Here is a 19,260-nt window from a genome sequence, read left to right on the forward strand (position 1 = left end):
GAGAACATAGGTTGATTCTCATCAGCAAAGCAAAAACACTACCGGCTGTAAGGAAGATTCCTTCAGAGTAAACCCGAGAGTTTACATGCCTGTAAAGGCATTAAGTAAGATTAGGAGGATGACACGATGATGAATGAAGTACAAATAAACGAACGATTACCACTAACAAGAGCCATACCATTAGGGGTTCAGCATTTGTTCGCCATGACGGGCTCGACAATCCTTGTACCTTTTCTTGTAGGATTGAATCCCGCGACGGCCTTGTTTTGTTCTGGTATCGGTACCATTGTATTCTTACTTTTGACACGCAGCAAAGTTCCGGCTTATCTCGGTTCATCTTTTGCCTTCATTGCGAGCTTGACGGCATTTATTAAAGATCAGCATAATTTAGGTTCCGCAATGGCCGGAGTTTTATCAGTAGGCATAGCATATCTTCTTATTTTCTGCATACTTCGTTTATTCGGCACTAAGTGGATTCATAAACTCATTCCTCCTGTTGTTGCAGGAAGTGTCGTCGCAATTATCGGTTTAAGTTTAACCCCAACCGCAGTACAAATGGCAAGTTCAAATTGGATTATTGCCGTCTTTACCTTGGCAGTAGCAGCCTTAATTAGTGTATATGGTAAAGGGTTTTCCAAAGTCATACCGGTTCTTATAGCGATTGTAGCAGGATATATACTCGCTGGATTTATGGGATTGGTTGATTCAGCCAAGATCGTTGCCTCTTTCAAAACGCCCTTTGTCTTACCTTTCCAAAGCTTTGGCGCAATTCACTTAGATATAACAGCTATTCTTACGTTCGCCCCCTTGGCTCTCATTACTCTGATTGAAGATTTGGGTCATATGATGATCCTAGGAAACATTACTCATACAGATATCATCGAAGATCCCGGTTTTGATAAGGTTGTCCTCGGAAACGGCCTGGCAACAGGCATAGCCAGTTTATTCGGGGGAGTTCCACTCACAACCTATGCGGAAAATATTGGAGTATTAGCGATTACGAAGGTATATAGCTCCTTGAATCTCTGGATTGCCGCTATCGCAGCCATTATTCTAAGTACCTTCAATCCCTTACAGGTATTGATCATGTCCATTCCAACCGCAGTTATGGGCGGCGTAGTGGTCCTATTATTCGGAATGATCGGCGCAGCCGGACTCCGCACGCTGATCGAAGCGAAAGTTGATTTTTCATCAAACAAAAACCTTATTATTGCAGCAGTGATCTTTGCTGTCGGAATCGGAGAGCCTAATCACGGAATCATGTTTGCTACTCTGGCAGGGATCTTCTTAAATCTTATTCTCAAGGAAGAAACAGGCAACGTCTCAAATAAGACTAAACAAGCTGCCAAGTAGCCTGTTGTATATAAAATAGCCTAGCAAGGACACAAACCTTGCTAGGCTATTTTTATTGAATTCCAACCGCAGCCTGATAGGCCGGTACCTTTGGCCGAGGAAAAGTCTATGTCATGATCCCGGATAAAGAGGAAACTTATGCTAATATAGCGAAACTTACTTGTAGTAAGATCTGTGTAAACTTTTCATATGCTTCTATAGCAAGAAGTGTCTGACAGGGTGGTTTTTAGGATAACTAGAGCAAACCTGAAACTCTTGACTTAAAATTTATCAAAGTGAGGAAAACGATTTATGAAAAAATGGTTGGCCCTGACGCTTGTGATTTCAGTTTTAATCAATGTAATCCTGGTCTATAGTTTGGCTATAAAAATGGAACGTTTAAATACATCTTGGTATAGATTAACTTCAAATTTTGCAAACAGTATTCATAACTCTACGTCCAATACTTCGGTGATAGACACAGTAGACGGCATCGCTTCACAATATCAGGGCTTGAAGAATATTCAGCAACAATTATTCAACATGCAGCTTTTACCCGAAGGCAATGTCATTATCGAGGAAAATACGATAAAAAAATCCGAAACACTGCTGCAATATCAGTTTATCATCTTAGAAAGGATGAAACAGGAACTCAAGGAAAATGGCAGTGTATCAAATACTACAAACGAGAACTACATGAAAGCAGAGCAAAGTTGGGATGCAGTATTTCAGAGTTTTAGCGGTCAATTGAAAAATGTCAACCCTCTGGCACGTACTTTTAATGAGAACAAATGGCAGGCATTATTTGAGACGGCATTTAAGGCCAAAGATTCAGTACAACTAACACCGTTGTCACCATAGCGTTTTTAGAAATTACGAGCTGCTCGATTGCTAAGTATGAGGGTATTCACCAAGGTTGGGCAGGTAAGCTATTTATTTGGATTACCTAATTTAATTGGAGCAATAATATATTCAGTTCTAAAATAAAACTTATCACTTCTGACATTTCTTATGAGAACCAAGAAAACTCCTTCAGCTAAAGCCGAACCTCAGAACTTCGGAAAAGAGCTCTACAGACACCGAAGAAAACTTCTTGCAGTATTTAACCGAAGGTTATACTTTCTGATCGTATAAAATAGCTTAGCATTCCCCTTCACCAGAGAAATGCTAAGCTTTAATATTTCCAGATCTGTTTTCATCTTAAGTGTCACAGCAACGGCAAATTAAGTTCACGCATGGCTTTTTCCATGACCGCCTGATCCTGAGCCCTGATGACAACCCGAGCCTGCTCATTCTCTCTTTCCACAAAAGCGTACATATACTCAACAATAACATTATGTTTCACCAATTGGTTCAAAACCTCAGCAAGCCCGCCGGTTCGGTCAGGAACTTTTAGAACCCAGACCTGGGTTAAAGAGACAACGACTTTACGTTCGCGCAGCTTTTCGGTAGTGTGTTCAGGGTCATCCACGATAATTCGCAAAACCCCGAAATCCTTGGTATCCGCCAGCGACAGTGCCCGTATATTTACCTTAAGTTCCGCGAGAAGACTAATAACTTCAGCTAAGCGGCCTTTAGCATTTTCCAAAAAAATTGATAATTGTAACATAAGTTCTCCTCCTATCTGCGCTTATCAATAACACGAACAGCTTTCCCCTCACTCCGAGGAATGCTTTTAGGTTCTACCAAACGAAGACGAACAGAAATACCCAGAATCTCTTCAATTTTTCGCTGCAAACGTTCCTGTCGATCTTCTAACTCTCGAACTTCATCAAAGAAGCTCGTCTCATTGACCTCAACCTGAATCTCCAATTGATCCAAATTCCCGGCTCGTTCAACAACAAGCAAATAGTGGGGCTCAAACCCACCCGCGGATAAAATCGCCTCTTCCACTTGACTGGGAAAGACGTTAACCCCCCGAATAATCAGCATATCATCCACTCGTGCCGAAACACGGTCCATTTTCCACCCCGTTTTTCCGCAGGAACAAGTACCGTAATGCAGTGTCGTTAGATCTTTGGTCCGATAACGCAAAACAGGAAAGCCTTCTTTATCTATACTTGTTATCACCAGCTCTCCCTGTACGCCTTCCGCAACCGGATTTCCGTTAGTATCCAATATCTCCGGATAAAAATGGTCATCAATATGCAGGCCATCATGAGCCGGGCACTCCATGGCTACCCCCGGACCCATGGTTTCGCTTAAACCATAAATATCATAGGCCTTTATTCCCAGACGGTCTTCAATCTGCTCTCTCATACCTTCCGTCCAAGGCTCGGCGCCAAAGACCCCAATCCTTAGCTTCAGTTCATCCCGTGAAATCCCTGATTCCTCAAGGCTTTCCGCTAAATATAAGGCGTAAGAGGGGGTACAGGCCAAGACCGTGGTTCCAAAGTCTCGCATCAGCATGAGTTGTCGAGCGGTATTTCCGCCTGAAATGGGAACTACCACCGCACCCAGTTCTTCACACCCGTAATGCAAGCCCATTCCTCCAGTAAATAATCCGTAACCATAGGCAATTTGGACGACATCTTTGGGGGTAACACCCGCTCTTCGAAGTTCGTCGGCAACGATCTGGGACCAGAGTTTGATGTCATTATGAGTATACCCCACAACAGTCGGTTTACCTGTTGTTCCGGAAGACGCATGAAGCCGGACAATATTTTCCATCGGTTCAGCAAAAAGACCAAAAGGGTAATTTTGACGCAAGTCTTCTTTCGTTGTCAGCGGAATACGTTGGAAATCTCCAAGAGTACGAATATCCCCGGCAGAATGAAGTCCCAGTTCTCGAAATCTCCTTTGATAATAAGAAATCGGCAACACTCGCTCAACCGTTCTACGCAAACCTTCCAGCCATTGTTGTTCCATTTCTACCATCCCTCTTTACCTAGTATTTTCGCAGTTTTCTTAGACAATTACAACTGCTATAACTGTCTCCTCTTTTCTTATCTGATATAATACAGTTTGCCTTATAATACCCAATTCTCCAACTCACGTCAAGACCGTCTCTTCTCGCCATCCTGTTAGTCTCCAATGGAGTTAAATCAAAAAGAGGAGTCCCTCTCATTATTATGATAGGAACTCCTCTCAAAGAATCTGAATTTAACTTATAAACCGGCAAGCTTTTTTAAAGCTTCTACTTTATCGGTTCTTTCCCAGGGAAGGTCAAGGTCTGTTCTGCCGAAATGCCCATAAGCAGCCGTCTGGCGATAAATCGGGCGGCGAAGATCCAAATTTTTAATGATTCCCGCTGGGCGGAGATCAAAGGTCTTCATCACTAATTCAACGATTTTCTCATCCGGCAGCTTTCCTGTTCCGAAGGTTTCAACGGAAACTGAGACCGGACGGGCTACACCGATGGCGTAAGCGATCTGAATTTCACAACGGTCTGCAAATCCGGCTGCTACCACGTTTTTCGCCACATACCGTGCCGCATAAGCGGCGGAACGGTCAACCTTTGTGGGATCCTTTCCGGAAAAAGCGCCTCCTCCATGGCGAGCCATGCCGCCATAGGTATCTACGATAATTTTCCGCCCTGTTAAACCACAATCCCCTTGTGGTCCTCCAATAACAAAACGTCCGGTAGGATTAATAAAGTATTTTGTATCTTCATTAAGCAATTCCTTGGGGACCGTGGGATAAATTACGTGCTGGAGCAAATCCCGGCGAATTTGTTCTTGGGTGACATCCGGATGGTGTTGGGTAGAAATCACGATGGTATCAACACGAACCGGCTTGTCTCCATCGTATTCTACGGTAACTTGGGTTTTGCCGTCCGGGCGCAAATAACTTAAAAATTCCGATTTACGGACTTCTGTTAAACGGCGTGCCAAACGATGAGCTAAGTCAATGGGTACAGGCATATAGCTTTCAGTCTCATTGGTTGCATAGCCAAACATCATTCCTTGGTCACCGGCACCGATGGCTTCAATGTCAAGATCCGACATTTCCCCGGTTTTTGACTCCAAGGCTTGGTTTACACCTAAGGCAATATCTGCCGATTGTTCTCCGATGGAGGTTAAAACTGCACAGGTATCAGCATCAAAACCATATTTAGCACGTGTATAGCCCACTTCCCGTACTGTTTCGCGGACAACATGCGGAATATCCACATAACAGGATGTTGTGATTTCACCACTGACAAGAACTAAACCTGTAGTAACCATGGCTTCACAAGCAACCCTTGCATTAGGATCTTGAGTAAAAATCGCATCCAAAATAGCATCCGATATCTGATCGCAAATCTTATCGGGATGCCCTTCAGTTACGGACTCTGAGGTAAATAACCTTTTGGCCATCAGCAAATCACTCCTTTACTTTCACCCCAAGGATGTCAGCAATCTCTTTCACGAGATGTCGAGCAACCTCAAGCTTGCTCATTTTAGGAAAATCTATTTTTCTTCCGTCAGGAAAAAGAAAACTAACGATATTGGTCGAACTCCCAAACCCTGCCCCCTGCTTTGTAACATCATTTGCCACGAGAAGATCGACATTCTTACGCTTCATTTTTTCTTGAGCGTAGATTAAAAGATTTTCTGTCTCGGCAGCAAAACCGATCAAAACCTGGGATTTCTTCTTGTGACCAAGTTCGGCTAGAATATCAGGATTGGGGACCAATTCAATAATTCGCCCCGACCCGTCTTTTTTAATTTTCTGCTCGGCCTGTATGGCAGGACGATAATCGGCTACGGCAGCAGCCTTGACAACAATATCCATGTCTTCAAAGCGCGACAAGACCTCATCATGCATCTCCAAAGCAGTTTGCACGGACACACGGGCAACTCCCCGGGGAGCAGACAAATCGGTGGGGGCGCTGACCAATATAGTCTCAGCCCCGGCTTCTTGCAAAGCCTGGGCAACGGCATAGCCCATCCGCCCGGAACTTCGATTGCCAAGATAGCGCACCGGATCTAATGGTTCTTGAGTTCCCCCCGCAGTCACAAGCGCTTTTTTTCCTTTTAAATAATTCCCTATCTGAAAAAAGCGGAGGAGCGTCTCTACGATCTCTTCGGGTTGACTCATGCGGCCGTCTCCATCGGTGCCGCAGGCTTGAAAACCCGAATCAGGCCCAATCAGACGTATTCCTCGTTCTTGAAGAATTGCAAGATTTCTCTGGGTAGCCGGATGATGATACATAGCATGGTTCATCGCCGGAGCTGCAAAAATCGGCGCCCGAGTCGCCAGCAAAACCGTGGACAGAAAATCATCCGCTAAACCGGTTGCCATCTTGGCTAAAATATTTGCCGTTGCCGGAGCGACAATCACGACATCTGCTAACTCTGCTAAGGCAATATGTTCAACGTTCCATACCTTCGGTTCTTCAAACAGGTCAATATAGACCGGATTAGCAGACAAGCTCCTTAAGGTCAGCGGGGTTATAAATTCCGTCGCTGACTGTGTCATCACCACGTGAACTTCAGCATGAAGCTTTCTCAAGCGGCTTACCAAGTCAGCCGTTTTATAAGCGGCGATACCGCCGCTGACTCCCACCAGAATTTTTCTGCCTGCTAGCATGCTGAATGCTCATCAGGAATGCATTCATAGCTGCTGGTTGATTTGGAAATCTCTTCAAGGGATATGCTGACTGATTTAACTCCCTTAGACAAATCCTCATGCTTCCCTTCTTCCATAATCGAACGTGCCCGCTTGGCAACTACAATAACTAATGTATATTTACTGTCGACTTTTTCCATCAACTTATCAAGTGACGGTTGTTTCATTAGGATTCCTCCTTAAAAACGAACGGTTTTCGTTTGACCCGACATTTTTCAGCGATAATAATACTCTTCAATTTATCAACAGCCGCAGGAATTTCATCATTGACCACAACGTAGTCATATTCACTGACATACTCCAATTCCTGTATAGCAGTAGCTAAACGCTTTTGAATAACTTCCTCAGACTCAGTTCCCCGTTTATGTATCCGCTCTGAGAGCGCAGCGAGGGAAGGAGGAACTATGAAGGTAAAGACTCCCTGAGGAAAACGCTTTTTAACTTGTAAGGCACCTTGGATTTCTATCTCTAAAATAACATCCTGACCGTCCACAATAGCTTGCTCTACTGCGAACCTTGGTGTCCCATAGTAGTTATCACAAAACTGAGCCCATTCCAACAATTCGTCTCTGGCGATCATTGCTTCGACATCTTCCCGCGAGCGGAAAAAGTAATGAACTCCATCCACTTCACCGGGACGCGGTAAGCGGGTGGTCATCGAGACAGAATATTTTAAATTAGGCATTTGGCGAAGCAATTCCTGACAAAGGGTTCCTTTCCCTGCACCCGAAGGTCCGGAAAGGACAATTAATAACCCATGACTTTTTTCCACGCTACACCCCTAATCCGCCGGATCTTCCACATGATTGCTGGACTCTTTGGTTGAAAGGCGATGGGCCACAGTTTCCGGCTGCACTGCAGACAGAATCACATGATGGCTGTCACAAATAATGACAGCACGTGTACGCCGGCCGTAAGTCGCATCAATCAGCATACCCGCATCACGTGCCTCTTGGATGATACGCTTAATTGGGGCAGATTCCGGGCTTACAATCGAGATAATTCGGTTGGCAGAAACTATATTGCCAAAACCAATATTAATAAGCTTGATGTCCAAAATGAATCCTCCATTACTCTAAATTTTGAATCTGCTCGCGCACTTTCTCAAGTTCGCTTTTGACAATGACAACCTGTTTTCCGATAATCAAATCATTAGCTTTAGAACCGATGGTATTAATTTCGCGGTTCATTTCTTGAACCAAAAAGTCCAGTTTACGTCCAACAGAATCATAGCTGCGCAGAGCCTCACGACTCTGAGCCAAATGGCTGTCAAAACGAACCAGTTCCTCTGTAATTGAAGCGCGATCTGCAAAATAGGCAACTTCATTTGCTAAGCGAACAGGATCTAATTCTACACCGCCTAATAAGGTTTGGATCCGTTCCTGTAGCCGCTCCTGATATTCGGTCACAACATGAGGCGCGCGTTCAGAAATTAGATGCATATGCTCTGTCAGCTGATCTAATCTTTGCAAAAGATCGACAGTTAGCTTTTCTCCTTCAGCACGGCGCATTTGCCCGAAACCTTCGGCAGCTTTCAAGAGTGCCTTTGCACATTCACTCCACAAGGTATCCGGTTCGACTTCCGGTTCCTGAACTGAAAGCACCTCGGGTAAAGCCACTAATCGGTAAATATCCGCATCATAGGCCGTATGAAGAGCTGAAGCGAGATCCTTCAATGCCTTATCATACGACAGCGCCAATTCTTTGTCAACCTTCGCTAATCTCATTTTTCCTTCAGTTTCCACGATATTGATATGTACTTCTATCCGCCCACGTTTGAATTTTTCTTGTAAAATTTTGCGGACGCGTTCTTCGAACCCGACAAAATTACGCGGTAAACGAACAACAATTTCTAAGAAGCGATGATTGACGGCCTTCAACTCCACAGAAAACTGATAACCGCTGCCGCTTGCTTCCCCTCGTCCAAATCCCGTCATGCTATACGCCATACTTCACCCGGTAAGTCAATACAACCGGGCTGTTCACCCCTTTATGCTTAATCGGGCACGTTAAACTAAGTGTGGTCGTTGCCCATACTATATTATAACAGATCTGGGAATCATTTTCCCTAAGTAAAAAATCCCGAAAATCTCCTCCGCCCATCGGTCTCTTCTCGCCATCCTTGGCTTCAGAGACACTCGGCCGTCCTTGGCCAGCGGCTGTGAGGAGCTGCTTCGTGAGATGGATGTCTGATAATAAAAAGAGAACTGCGAGCCCCAAAAAGCACGCAGTTACTGTAGTTCAACATTCAAACTAAAGAATCGACCGGTCTGTCAGATTATTCAGCTCCCAGCCATTCTCCTTTAAACACATAAGCCGCAGGTCCCGTCATATAAACATGATTGTCGGCTCCCCACTCTATCAACAGGTCTCCCCCCGGGAGATGAACGGTCACAGTACGTTCCGTCTTCTTATTGAGTACAGCGGCAACTGCGGATGCACAAGCACCTGTCCCGCAGGCAAGCGTTGGTCCGGCACCCCGTTCCCAGACTTTCATGGTCATTTCCTTAGGGGAGTCAACGCGAATAAATTCTACATTGGTTTTACGCGGGAACAAGGGATGTTTCTCAATTGCCGGACCAAAACGCTCAAAGTCCAGAGCGGAATAATCATTGACAAAAATGACACAGTGGGGATTTCCCATGGAAACGGCCGTATAATGAAATGTTTGCCCTAAGACTTCAAGAGGCTGCTCGACTACCGGCTCGACTTCGCTAAGAACCGGAATAAGATCAGCTTTTAAAATAGGTTCGCCCATATCGACACGAACTCCCTGAACCTCACTTTCCTTAATATCAAGTACCAAGGTTAAAACTCCGGCCAGAGTCTCCACTCTCATCGGGTTTTGGGAGACAATTCCTCGGTCATAGACATACCGTGCAAAACAACGGATACCGTTACCGCACATTTCAGGTTCGGATCCGTCCGAATTTATGATACGCATCCGGGCATCCGCTACTTTTGATGGCAAAATTACAATTAACCCATCTCCCCCTATCCCAAATTGACGGTGGCAGAGTTTCTGGGCCAGCTTCGGGTAATCTACCGGTTTTTCCGGTGTAAGAGAAAAATGATCGAGGAAAACAAAATCATTCCCCAGACCATGCATTTTGACAAATTCCATAGCACTTGCTCCCCCCATACATTTTTCGCTGTTTATGTTATAGTCGCTTTAAACATATCGAATATAACTTGAATAGACTCCTTTGATTAGTCTGACTAAAACGTTTAGATGGAGTAATCTCCATCTAAACGTTTTAGTATAGTTTACGTAATTTCTTATTAAAGGATACTACGCAAGATAAAACGGGTCAACCAGTTATGTTAAGTATACACGAGTGATTACAAGCTATCATTATTTCAGTGCTCACTTGATAGATCTGGGACTTACCCTTTAACATTAATATCTAAGTCTCATTCTCTAGTAGAAACCATGAATCCGGCCTATATGCAGCAAATGCATACAGGCCGTCCTTTCCGAAACGATGGACTCACTCCTATCGGGTGAGGTGTCTAACGAGATATACTTGAGACATGGATTTTGGGCTTGCCGGAAGCCCTACCTCTTAACGAAGTGTAGGCAGGGGCGGTTCACCTTTAGCTATCGACGGTTTACCTTGCCAACTGTTCTTGAGAAGGCGTACTAAACCTATCAGAACTGAGGGTCCACCGGCTACGCAAATTATAATAATCCATTGCCAGCTTTGTAAGGTTGTGGTTTTAAAAATTGCCTGCAAGGGTGGAAGATAGATGACACTGAGCTGCATTATCGTTGAAACCAAGACTGCTCCTACCAGATAAGGGTTAGAAAAAAGGCCAACTTCAAAGATACCGCGCTCTTCCGAGCGACAATCGAAAACATGAAATAATTGAGAAAACACTAGGGTACTGAAAGCCATGGTTCGAGCCCCTAACATATTGACGCCCATAAAAAGTCCGATCACAAAAACCGAAAGAGTGCCAAGACCTATTAACGTTCCCCTGATACCGATTTTGCGAGCCAGACCGCGGGCAAATATGCTTTCCCCGGGAATCCTCGGCGGACGACTCATAATTTCCGGCTCCGCTCCATCTACTCCCAATGCCATCGCAGGCAAACCATCTGTAACCAAATTCACCCAGAGAATTTGAATTGGCAGGAGGGGAAGGGGCAAACCTACAAGGGTTGCTAAAAACATTGTCAAAACTTCTCCCAGATTACAGGAGAGCAAGTAACGAATAAACTTACGGATATTATCATAAATTCCTCGCCCCTCTTCCACGGCAGCGACAATGGTCGAAAAATTATCATCTCCCAGAACCATGGAAGACGCTTCCTTGGTCACATCGGTTCCGGTGACACCCATAGCAACCCCGATATCCGCTTCTTTGACCGCAGGAGCATCATTAACGCCATCACCGGTCATAGCAACCACTTGACCGTGGTTTTTAAAGGCACGTACGATCCGTAATTTGTCCTTAGGAGTAACACGGGCATAGACGGACAGATCCATAACACGCTGGCTGAGGTCTTCATCGGACATTCGCTCCAGCTCTTCTCCCGAGATAACTCCGCCTTTCCCTCTTAAAATCCCCAGTTCACGACCTACGGCCTCTGCTGTCAGCCGATGGTCTCCCGTGATCATAACAGGCTTAACACCGGCCTGACGGCATAATTTTATTGCTCTAATTGCACTGGGACGCGGAGGATCAATCATTCCCAACAAACCTACGAAGGTTAGACCTTGTTCAATCCCTTCATCGAGCCTCTCGTTCTCCGCAAGGGGTTTTTCCGCCACAGCCAGGACGCGGAGAGCGTGCCGAGCCATCTCGTCATTTGCCCGCATAATGCTTTGCCTGCGCTGAGAAGATAACTCCACAGTACCTTGAGATGTTAACTCCTGCTTACAAAGCTGCAGGATTCTGTCCGGAGCTCCCTTAACATAGGCTTTACGACCATGCTTTGTTTTATAGACCACGGTCATTCTTTTACGGTCAGAATCAAAGGGTAATTCTCCGATCCGTTCTTCCTTCCGCTCCAAAACCTCGCGCCAGATCCCCGCCTTAGCCGCCGCCACCAAAATTGCTCCTTCAGTGGGGTCGCCTTCAATCCCCCAGGGAGCATCATTTCCCTTCGAGCGAAAAAGTCCTGCAACTTGAGCTCCCTTCTTCGTCAAGATTGCATTGTTGCACAAGGCAGCAATTTTTAAGCCTTCATGCAGAGGATCTTTTTCCTTCTCAGGATCAGCACCATAAAAATCCCCCTTAGGATCATAGCCCTGACCGGAAACCGTTATTTTTCTGCCGTCCGAATAAATTTGACGTACAGTCATTTCATTTTGAGTTAACGTCCCGGTTTTATCGGAACAAATCACCGTGGCACAACCTAACGTTTCCACTGCAGGGAGTTTGCGTATAATCGCCTGCCTATTGACCATCCGCTGCACACCTACCGCCAAAGCAACAGTAACAATCGCCGGCAAGCCCTCGGGAATCGCTGCAACGGCAAGGGATACACCCGTGAAGAACATCTTATAGAAATCTTCGCCCCGTAAAATTCCTGTAATCACTACGGCTAAACAAACAAGAATACTAATGAGGACCAACCATTTTCCCAATTCCGCTAAACGTTTCTGCAAAGGGGTTTCTTCCTCTTCTACGCTTTGAATCATCCCCGCAATAACGCCCATTTCTGTATCCATACCTGTGGCCACTACAACACCGGCACCTCGCCCGTTGACGACAGAAGTCCCCATATAGCCCATATTGCGCCGGTCGGCCATGGGGGTCAATTCATCAATTAGAGGTGAGATACTTTTGCCCACGGGATGAGATTCTCCCGTCAAAGCAGATTCTTCTACTTGAATGTTAATAGCCTGAATCCAGCGCACATCGGCAGGTATCCGATCTCCTGCTTCCAGAAGTACTATGTCCCCCGGCACCAGCTCGGAAGCCGGAATTCGTTGTTCAACGCCTTCCCGCAGCACCCGTGCCTCAGGAGCAGTGAGAGAACGCAAAGACTCCATAGAGCGTTCGGCACGAAATTCTTGAATAAACCCCAAAATCGCATTGATAATTAGGATTGTTAAAATTGTGATAGCATCTGCTATTTCCCCCAAAAGTCCTGAAACTACCGTAGCAGCCAACAAAACCAGGACCATAAAATCTTTGAACTGTCCCAGAAAGAGAAAAACAGGATGAACTCCTTTTTTAGCTGCCAGGACATTTTTGCCCACTTCATTTAATCGTCTCTGGACTTCTTTGACATTTAACCCTTTACCCGGATGCACTTTCAATACCTCGGCCACATCAACCCAAGGCAGTACATGCCATGCCTGCTGCCGCATGTCTTAATCTCCTCCTCTTGCCCACTGAAACTTGTTCCTTGCTCTTTGTCCATCTCGTAGTACATGCTTATTCTGAAAAATGCTGAAAAATGCCTCAGTTGTACAAGTGTGTTATACTAAAAACGATTCGGGACAACGAAAGGAGACCTCTCATGGCCTTAGATGGTGTGACCCTCGCCTATTTAGTCAAAGAACTTGCTCCTCAACTGGAAGGAGCACGTATCGATAAAATTTTTCAACCTGAAAAAGATGAAGTCCATTTCCAATTGAGACTGAACCAAGGCAACAAGCGACTCTTGCTTAACGCTGGGGCCACCTCCCCGCGCTTTCACCTGACTGACGAAACTAAAAAAAATCCTTCTGCTCCGCCCATGTTTTGTATGATCCTGCGTAAACACCTGGAGGGAGGAAAATTAACCGGCATACATCAACGTGAACTGGAACGAGTGATCACCTTTGAAATTCAAAACTATAACGACCGGGGTGATCTTGTCACTCTGTTTCTCCATTTAGAAATTATGGGCAAACACAGCAATCTAATTCTTGTGGACCCAGCCGCCGGGATAATCCTCGACGGACTGAAACGTTACTCCCATGCCCTAAGTCGTTACCGTGAAGTTCTCCCCGGACGAACTTATCTTGCTCCTCCTTCTCAAGGGAAACAGCCTCCGCTAGAAGATGAAGAAGCTTGGCGGCAATGCTTTTCTCCGGCTGATCTCGAAGCTAAAATCACGAAACTTCTCGTTTCCCATTTTGCCGGGATTAGTCCGGAATTGGCCCTTGAAGTGGTAATTCAAGCCGGCTTAACAGAGGATACTTACCTCCATCAGTGCGGCGACATTGATTTTTCGAGAATTTTCCAAGCATATCAACGGCTTTGTAATCCCAAGGATGGTATGACAATTGAGCCCAGTCTTTATTACTCTCTTCAGCCCCAATCTCCTCCCCTTGCCTTTTCCTTTGTCCCCTTTCAGCAATATTATGAGTTAAGAAAATCAACGTTCCTTTCTTTAAATGAAACGATTGAACGCTTCTTCCGAGCCAAAGCCACCGCTAATAACCTCGAAGCCAAACGCGGTTCACTCCGCAAAGTCGTTCAAGAACAACAAACTCACTACCAAAAAAAGCTGGCAGTCTATGAAGAAACAATCACTGAGGCTAATTTCAATCTGTCCTATCAACGATGGGGTGAACTCCTCACCGCCAATCTTCACCGAATTTCCTCCGGAGCGAAGGAAGTCACCGTTGAAGATTACCATGACCCCTCTCTGGCCCAAGTAACGATTCCTCTTGATCCCAATCTTACGGCCATTGACAATGCTCAACGCTACTATAAACTTTACAACAAAGCCAAAGCTACATTGCTTAAAACCCAGCAGCTTCAAGAAGACGCCAACGAAGAAATCAACTATTTAAATTCCTTACGAGTTAGTTTAGATCAAGCTTCCACCCTTTCAGATCTTGAGGAAATTTATGCTGAACTTGCTGATCAGGGATATGTAGCGGGAAAACATATGCTCAAGGACTCTTCCAAATCTGGCAAAGGGAGTTCAAAGGCTAAAGCTAACGCAAAGTCAAAAACTAAAGTAAAACCAAAAGCTAAATCCTCCAAGGAAATGCTTTCTCCTCGGATCTACAGGTCAAGTCAGGACCGAATTATCTACGTTGGCAAAAATAACGCTCAAAACGATTGGCTTTCCCTAAGGAAGGGTAACCCCAACGATTTATGGCTCCATGTCAAGCAAATCCCCGGTTCTCATGTTCTCGTACCACTTGAGGACGGCGAAGAATTCCCTGACGATGCAACGTTAGAAGAAGCAGCCGCTTTAGCTATCTACTACAGCCAGTCAAGAGGGTCTTCTCAGGTTCCGGTAGATTACACTCATGTCAAACAACTTAAGAAACCCAACTCAGCCAAACCGGGCATGGTAGTCTACGAACAGAACTGGACCCTCTACCTTACCCCCAAGCAGGAAATCCTAGAACGACTATTGGCCAGCGAAGAGAATGCCCAGTAAATTCGTATCTTCCGCCATCTCTGTCTCCAGAAACACTCGGCAGCCAAGTTGCGCTTGCTCCTGACCAGGAAGTGAGCGAGCCTCTGATTGCTGAGTGAACGTATAAATATTCAAGAACCTTTCGGTTTGCGGAGTAACCTGGTAATACATTTTCGTAAAGAAAAAGGCCCGTGAGAAACAAACTTTAGTTTCTCACGGGCCTGCTTAGATGGAGAAAAGTCAGCGCAGAAATTTTAAATTTCTGGGCTGACTTTTTATCTGGGAAGTACTTTTTCTACACAAAGAAGTTCAGGAGGATTATTGACCTGATTCGTCAAACAGATGCGGGCAACATTATAGTTTTTTTGATCTAAAGTCGAGCTATAGCGAACTAAAGCCTCTTGCTCCGCTTTTCCATTATCATGTCCTGGATAAATAACCAGCAAAATAATTCCATCCGGCTCAAGGAGGTTTAAACATTTCTGAACAGCTTGAAGAGTGGTTTCTTTTTGGGTTGTAATCGAATGATCTCCTTTAGGAAGATATCCAAGATTGAACAGGAATACTCTAACGGGTTCTTTAATGTATTTCTCAATAGTCTCATGCCCGTCACAAATTAAGACAGCTCTGTCCAGGAAATTTAACTCCTGCAGCTTCTTACTTGTATTAACAAGGGCTTGTTCTTGAATATCGAAAGCATAAACTCTCCCATCTTTCCCCACTAAACTGCTCAAAAAGGCAGTGTCATTTCCATTGCCCATAGTGCAGTCAACTGCCCGGTCCCCCTCAGTCAATTTCGCTTTACAGATTTTCTTTGCTAATTCTATTACATTTGAAAAAATATCCTTCACCTCTAAGCCCCTGACTGCCCGAACAATCTTATTTACTGATAGATTTAATATGCTCCGCATATAAGTTCTGATTTCTTTGCAAAATATCCGGGATTGGAAGGTCATATGGACAACGTTCGATACAAATTCCGCAACTAATGCATTGAGCAACACTTTCCATAGCCTTTTTGGAGAATTCTACCGAAACATCCGGTGACATTCGTTTGGCTACGATCGGGTAGCCCATCGCCGGTGTAATCATGACGCCATTGGGACAAGGCTGACAATATTCACAACGACGACAAAATTGAGACCCTAAATCCTTCCGATAGTTTTCCATGGCAGCTATATCTTCCTCGGTTACGACATTAGGCTGCTCATAGAAGGACAAAACTTCGTCGAGATAAGCAACCGAATCAAAGCCGGGGATCGTGATAGCCTCAGGATACTGTCTTAAAAATTTAAAGGCTAAAGCCGCACTGTCTATGACACCCCCGCCAAAAGGCTTCATGGAAAGAAAGGCCATTTCGTATTGTTGAGTCAAAGGAAGCATTTCTTCTTTCGCTTGATCTTCAAGGAAACTAAAAGGAAACATGATCGAGACAAAAAGTTTGGTCTTAATCAATTTAAGCGACATCTCGTAACTATGAGATGTAATCCCTATATGGCGAATCTTCCCCTGTTCCTTCGCTTTGACAACAGCCTCAAAAGCCCCGCCGGGAGCAAGAATTGCTTTCCAGTCTTCTACTTTACTGACCTGATGAAATTGGAATAAATCAATATAGTCCGTTTGGAGCAGGCGCAGACTATTTTCGATATGTTCCATGGCCCCCGCTGCATCCCTTTTCCCTGTTTTAGTCGCCAGCACAATCTTGTCCCGCTTCTCTTTCAGGGCCAAACCAATTTTCTCCTCACTGTCTCGATAAGCGTTTGCCGTATCAAAGAAATTAATCCCCCGCTCAAAGGCATACTGCAATAAATGAACTGCCTCCTTCGTACTGAGCCGGATAATAGGGATACAGCCAAAACCAACTTCAGAAATGTTTAATCCTGTTCTACCTAGTTTGCGATACTTCATAACGGTTAATTCCTTTCAGATAATTTAGTTATCTGCCAAACGTTTTCTGTTAGAATAAATGGACAGCAATAACATTAGAACGGCGGAGGTACAGGCTACCCAAAAGACCAAATTCCATACCTCATTGATACCTCTCGAGCCAATGTAAAGGCCCATAAGCGACGTCCCTATGGCTCCTCCTGCGGCTTTATTCAGATTGGATAAAGCGCTGAATCGAGCTCTGAAGTTTCTTGGACTGTGATTGGCAATAAAGACGCCAAAATTAGTAGCCATTAGAATTTCTCCCAATGTCCATAAAATGGTGGAGATTATGAACATAAAAAAAGAATTAATTCTACCAATCATGCCAAAGCCGATCGCATACAAAAAGCCTGCGACAGCCATATTGGTCAGAGGCTTAAATCGTTTGGTGAAATGAGTAACTCCCATGGTTAAGAGAATAACCGTAAAGGCATTCACACTCATAAGCCAACCGAATTGTTCCGGACCTTGAGCTAAGAATTTATGATCAAGCATAATCGGCAAAGAAAATCTATGTTGAATATAAACGCCGCAATAAATACTATAGATCAATAAAAGTAACATAATCATAGGTCTTCGCAGAAGAACCTCTAAAAGATTCCCGGATTCTTCTTTTTCCTCTTTTGTAACAGCAATCTCCAGGGCAAAGGGATTCACTTCCGTAACATGGATAACGACAAGACTTACCGCAATGAATGACGTTATGGCATCACCCACGAAGAGCAGGGGCAGAGCATGATTAAACAAGAATCCTGCAACAATCGGCCCCAAGGCAACCCCAACATTAATCCCCAAATAATTCAGCGAATACCCCAACTGTCTTTGATAAGGCGGTAAGATATCGGCGATCAGAGAATTAACAGCGGGCCTAACAGCCCCATTGAAAAAAGTAGCTGCTAAAATACACAGAACAATAACAGAAGGGCTCTTGAGTATGGCACAAGGAATCAAGAAAATTCCCGCTGCAGTTTGGGCAGCAATGTATACTTTTTTTCTGCCCAATTGGTCTGCCAGTTTACCTCCCAAAAGCGATCCTGGAATGCTTAGCAGCGATGTGACCATAACGATGGCCCCCGCAGTTTCAAACGATAGGCCCAGTTTTTTTGTCAGATACAAGGTTAGGAAAGGAACTACAAAATCCCCGAACCTATTGATAACCTGCACAACGAAAAAAATATAGATACTTTTTGGTAACCCTTTATAAGCATTTAACATTGTTTATCTGATAACACCTTACCTAAAAAATCTCTCTATAAAAAATAAAAAATTAATGAGAGTTACGGTTTTCTTCCACAGTGATCTGCCATTGAGTTCGAGCCATATTTAAGATCTTGGGCTCTTCGTCGCGCATCGGATGTTCCACTATCTTCGAAAAATAGCTAATAGCTTTGGTATATTGCCCAAGACGACGATATAACTCGCCAATAAGAAATAAAACTCTGAGTTCAGACATCGAAGTCCCGTTAAAATCAGAATAGGTATAAGAAGCTTCATATTCTTGAAGAGCTAGCTTCAGAAAACGACTTTCCTCTTCCAGTTTATCTTCCGTCCTGTAAATCCATGCTAAACGCAGGCACAAGCCCGCCAAAACAGCATGTTTTTCCTTTTTCAAGGTAGCAGAATAGATTGCCAGCTTTAAGGACTCAATAGCTTTATGGGCATCCCGGAGCTGTCCAAAATCTTGTTTTTTCCACTCGTAGGATATCTTTGCGTTGATAATTTCTTTGGTACCTGAAGGGAAACTCTTGGAGAATTCATCGGTAAAAGCGAAACCACATTCCGGACAGACTCTTACATAGTAAAAATGTGGATTAGGAGTTCCATCTTTGAAATGGGGGCAGAAGTCACTATCGATTTTATAGGGTGCGGCAAACCTTGAACGAACTCTAAGGGTATGAAACTTATGCCCACAGCATGGACAGTCAACTTCCTTTTCGTAAAAAGCTTCCATCTCTCGCACTCCTTTCCATAATTTGCGTCTCTAATTAAAATCAAGTCAACAAGGCGCAGTTTGTTTAAGTGATTTAGTTCCCGGCTAAAGAAAACTTGGCGGGCGCCGAAGACACTGTCTTCGCACGAAATAGCCCTTCTTTCAGTACACAACCGAAGGTTATACTTTTCAT

General features: G+C 44.5%; 18 protein-coding genes. 3 read left to right on the forward strand and 15 right to left on the reverse strand.

The window, feature by feature from the left end; genetic code table 11:
- Positions 1–126: 126 nt before the first annotated feature.
- Together DESACI_RS17615 and DESACI_RS17620 are read left to right on the forward strand one after the other, a co-directional pair.
- On the forward strand, positions 127–1,353 hold the full coding sequence (locus DESACI_RS17615; RefSeq protein ID WP_014828559.1) for a solute carrier family 23 protein: 1,227 nt from the start codon (positions 127–129) through the stop codon (positions 1,351–1,353).
- Between the two features lie 291 nt (positions 1,354–1,644).
- Positions 1,645–2,193 carry a hypothetical protein gene (locus DESACI_RS17620; RefSeq protein WP_014828560.1) on the forward strand — a complete coding sequence of 183 codons (549 nt, stop codon included), beginning with the start codon at positions 1,645–1,647 and terminating at the stop codon, positions 2,191–2,193.
- 346 nt (positions 2,194–2,539) lie between these two features.
- On the opposite strand, the gene DESACI_RS17625 is transcribed toward DESACI_RS17620, so the two are convergent.
- The 11 genes from DESACI_RS17625 to DESACI_RS17670 all read right to left on the reverse strand — a co-directional run bounded on the left by DESACI_RS17625 (position 2,540) and on the right by DESACI_RS17670 (position 13,211).
- Positions 2,540–2,941 (reverse strand): ACT domain-containing protein, encoded by a 402-nt coding sequence (locus DESACI_RS17625; protein ID WP_014828561.1) that lies wholly within the window; start codon positions 2,939–2,941, stop codon positions 2,540–2,542.
- An 11-nt stretch (positions 2,942–2,952) separates the two neighbouring features.
- A complete protein-coding gene (locus tag DESACI_RS17630) occupies positions 2,953–4,200 on the reverse strand; it encodes a phenylacetate--CoA ligase family protein (protein ID WP_014828562.1) in 1,248 nt (415 codons plus the stop codon).
- A 239-nt stretch (positions 4,201–4,439) separates the two neighbouring features.
- The gene (metK, locus tag DESACI_RS17635; RefSeq protein WP_014828563.1) at positions 4,440–5,630 is read right to left on the reverse strand and encodes a methionine adenosyltransferase; all 1,191 of its coding nucleotides are present in this window, start codon (positions 5,628–5,630) and stop codon (positions 4,440–4,442) included.
- Between the two features lie 7 nt (positions 5,631–5,637).
- Complete coding sequence (coaBC, locus tag DESACI_RS17640) at positions 5,638–6,846, reverse strand: bifunctional phosphopantothenoylcysteine decarboxylase/phosphopantothenate--cysteine ligase CoaBC (RefSeq protein WP_014828564.1); 1,209 nt, start codon at positions 6,844–6,846, stop codon at positions 5,638–5,640.
- Positions 6,840–7,052, reverse strand: coding sequence for a DNA-directed RNA polymerase subunit omega (gene rpoZ / locus DESACI_RS17645; protein ID WP_014828565.1), 213 nt, complete (start codon positions 7,050–7,052; stop codon positions 6,840–6,842). The genes coaBC and rpoZ overlap by 7 nt, the downstream gene beginning before the upstream one ends.
- Positions 7,052–7,657 carry a guanylate kinase gene (gene gmk, locus DESACI_RS17650; protein WP_014828566.1) on the reverse strand — a complete coding sequence of 202 codons (606 nt, stop codon included), beginning with the start codon at positions 7,655–7,657 and terminating at the stop codon, positions 7,052–7,054. The genes rpoZ and gmk overlap by 1 nt, the downstream gene beginning before the upstream one ends.
- 9 nt (positions 7,658–7,666) lie before the next feature.
- Complete coding sequence (gene remA / locus DESACI_RS17655) at positions 7,667–7,942, reverse strand: extracellular matrix/biofilm regulator RemA (protein WP_014828567.1); 276 nt, start codon at positions 7,940–7,942, stop codon at positions 7,667–7,669.
- 13 nt (positions 7,943–7,955) lie between these two features.
- Positions 7,956–8,834 (reverse strand): YicC/YloC family endoribonuclease, encoded by an 879-nt coding sequence (locus DESACI_RS17660; RefSeq protein ID WP_041276127.1) that lies wholly within the window; start codon positions 8,832–8,834, stop codon positions 7,956–7,958.
- Positions 8,824–9,105 (reverse strand): hypothetical protein, encoded by a 282-nt coding sequence (locus tag DESACI_RS24300; protein WP_148271325.1) that lies wholly within the window; start codon positions 9,103–9,105, stop codon positions 8,824–8,826. Before DESACI_RS24300 ends, DESACI_RS17660 begins: the two co-directional genes overlap by 11 nt.
- A 58-nt stretch (positions 9,106–9,163) precedes the next feature.
- Complete coding sequence (dapF, locus tag DESACI_RS17665; RefSeq protein ID WP_014828569.1) at positions 9,164–10,009, reverse strand: diaminopimelate epimerase; 846 nt, start codon at positions 10,007–10,009, stop codon at positions 9,164–9,166.
- 442 nt (positions 10,010–10,451) lie between these two features.
- Complete coding sequence (locus DESACI_RS17670; protein ID WP_014828570.1) at positions 10,452–13,211, reverse strand: calcium-transporting P-type ATPase, PMR1-type; 2,760 nt, start codon at positions 13,209–13,211, stop codon at positions 10,452–10,454.
- Between the two features lie 152 nt (positions 13,212–13,363).
- On the opposite strand from DESACI_RS17670, the gene DESACI_RS17675 reads away from it, so the two are divergent.
- Positions 13,364–15,229, forward strand: coding sequence for an Rqc2 family fibronectin-binding protein (locus DESACI_RS17675; RefSeq protein ID WP_014828571.1), 1,866 nt, complete (start codon positions 13,364–13,366; stop codon positions 15,227–15,229).
- A gap of 254 nt (positions 15,230–15,483) precedes the next feature.
- Here DESACI_RS17675 and mnmM read toward each other — a convergent pair whose 3' ends face one another.
- Genes mnmM through DESACI_RS17695 form a run of 4 tightly spaced genes read right to left on the reverse strand, consistent with a single transcriptional unit; the run spans position 15,484 to position 19,088 of the window.
- Entirely contained in the window at positions 15,484–16,059 is a 576-nt protein-coding gene (mnmM, locus tag DESACI_RS17680; RefSeq protein WP_014828572.1) for a tRNA 5-(aminomethyl)-2-thiouridylate-methyltransferase MnmM, read from the reverse strand.
- 28 nt (positions 16,060–16,087) lie between these two features.
- Positions 16,088–17,116, reverse strand: coding sequence for an aldo/keto reductase (locus tag DESACI_RS17685; RefSeq protein ID WP_014828573.1), 1,029 nt, complete (start codon positions 17,114–17,116; stop codon positions 16,088–16,090).
- 24 nt (positions 17,117–17,140) lie between these two features.
- Complete coding sequence (locus DESACI_RS17690; protein WP_014828574.1) at positions 17,141–18,352, reverse strand: MDR family MFS transporter; 1,212 nt, start codon at positions 18,350–18,352, stop codon at positions 17,141–17,143.
- Positions 18,353–18,404: 52 nt separating this feature from the next.
- Positions 18,405–19,088 carry a DUF2225 domain-containing protein gene (locus DESACI_RS17695; protein ID WP_014828575.1) on the reverse strand — a complete coding sequence of 228 codons (684 nt, stop codon included), beginning with the start codon at positions 19,086–19,088 and terminating at the stop codon, positions 18,405–18,407.
- Positions 19,089–19,260: the final 172 nt, after the last annotated feature.

Origin of the sequence: Desulfosporosinus acidiphilus SJ4, assembly GCF_000255115.2 — a bacterium.
Classification (GTDB): Bacteria; Bacillota; Desulfitobacteriia; order Desulfitobacteriales; family Desulfitobacteriaceae; genus Desulfosporosinus; species Desulfosporosinus acidiphilus.

What these genes read in the sequence shown, in the direction of transcription:
- DESACI_RS17615 (WP_014828559.1), top strand. Translation starts at nt 127, where the DNA reads ATGATGAATGAAGTACAAATAAACGAACGATTACCACTAACAAGAGCC.
- DESACI_RS17620 (WP_014828560.1), top strand. Translation starts at nt 1,645, where the DNA reads ATGAAAAAATGGTTGGCCCTGACGCTTGTGATTTCAGTTTTAATCAAT.
- DESACI_RS17625 (WP_014828561.1), bottom strand. Translation starts at nt 2,941, where the DNA reads ATGTTACAATTATCAATTTTTTTGGAAAATGCTAAAGGCCGCTTAGCT.
- DESACI_RS17630 (WP_014828562.1), bottom strand. Translation starts at nt 4,200, where the DNA reads ATGGAACAACAATGGCTGGAAGGTTTGCGTAGAACGGTTGAGCGAGTG.
- metK (WP_014828563.1), bottom strand. Translation starts at nt 5,630, where the DNA reads ATGGCCAAAAGGTTATTTACCTCAGAGTCCGTAACTGAAGGGCATCCC.
- coaBC (WP_014828564.1), bottom strand. Translation starts at nt 6,846, where the DNA reads ATGCTAGCAGGCAGAAAAATTCTGGTGGGAGTCAGCGGCGGTATCGCC.
- rpoZ (WP_014828565.1), bottom strand. Translation starts at nt 7,052, where the DNA reads ATGAAACAACCGTCACTTGATAAGTTGATGGAAAAAGTCGACAGTAAA.
- DESACI_RS17660 (WP_041276127.1), bottom strand. Translation starts at nt 8,834, where the DNA reads ATGGCGTATAGCATGACGGGATTTGGACGAGGGGAAGCAAGCGGCAGC.
- dapF (WP_014828569.1), bottom strand. Translation starts at nt 10,009, where the DNA reads ATGGAATTTGTCAAAATGCATGGTCTGGGGAATGATTTTGTTTTCCTC.
- DESACI_RS17670 (WP_014828570.1), bottom strand. Translation starts at nt 13,211, where the DNA reads ATGCGGCAGCAGGCATGGCATGTACTGCCTTGGGTTGATGTGGCCGAG.
- DESACI_RS17675 (WP_014828571.1), top strand. Translation starts at nt 13,364, where the DNA reads ATGGCCTTAGATGGTGTGACCCTCGCCTATTTAGTCAAAGAACTTGCT.
- DESACI_RS17685 (WP_014828573.1), bottom strand. Translation starts at nt 17,116, where the DNA reads ATGAAGTATCGCAAACTAGGTAGAACAGGATTAAACATTTCTGAAGTT.
- DESACI_RS17690 (WP_014828574.1), bottom strand. Translation starts at nt 18,352, where the DNA reads ATGTTAAATGCTTATAAAGGGTTACCAAAAAGTATCTATATTTTTTTC.
- DESACI_RS17695 (WP_014828575.1), bottom strand. Translation starts at nt 19,088, where the DNA reads ATGGAAGCTTTTTACGAAAAGGAAGTTGACTGTCCATGCTGTGGGCAT.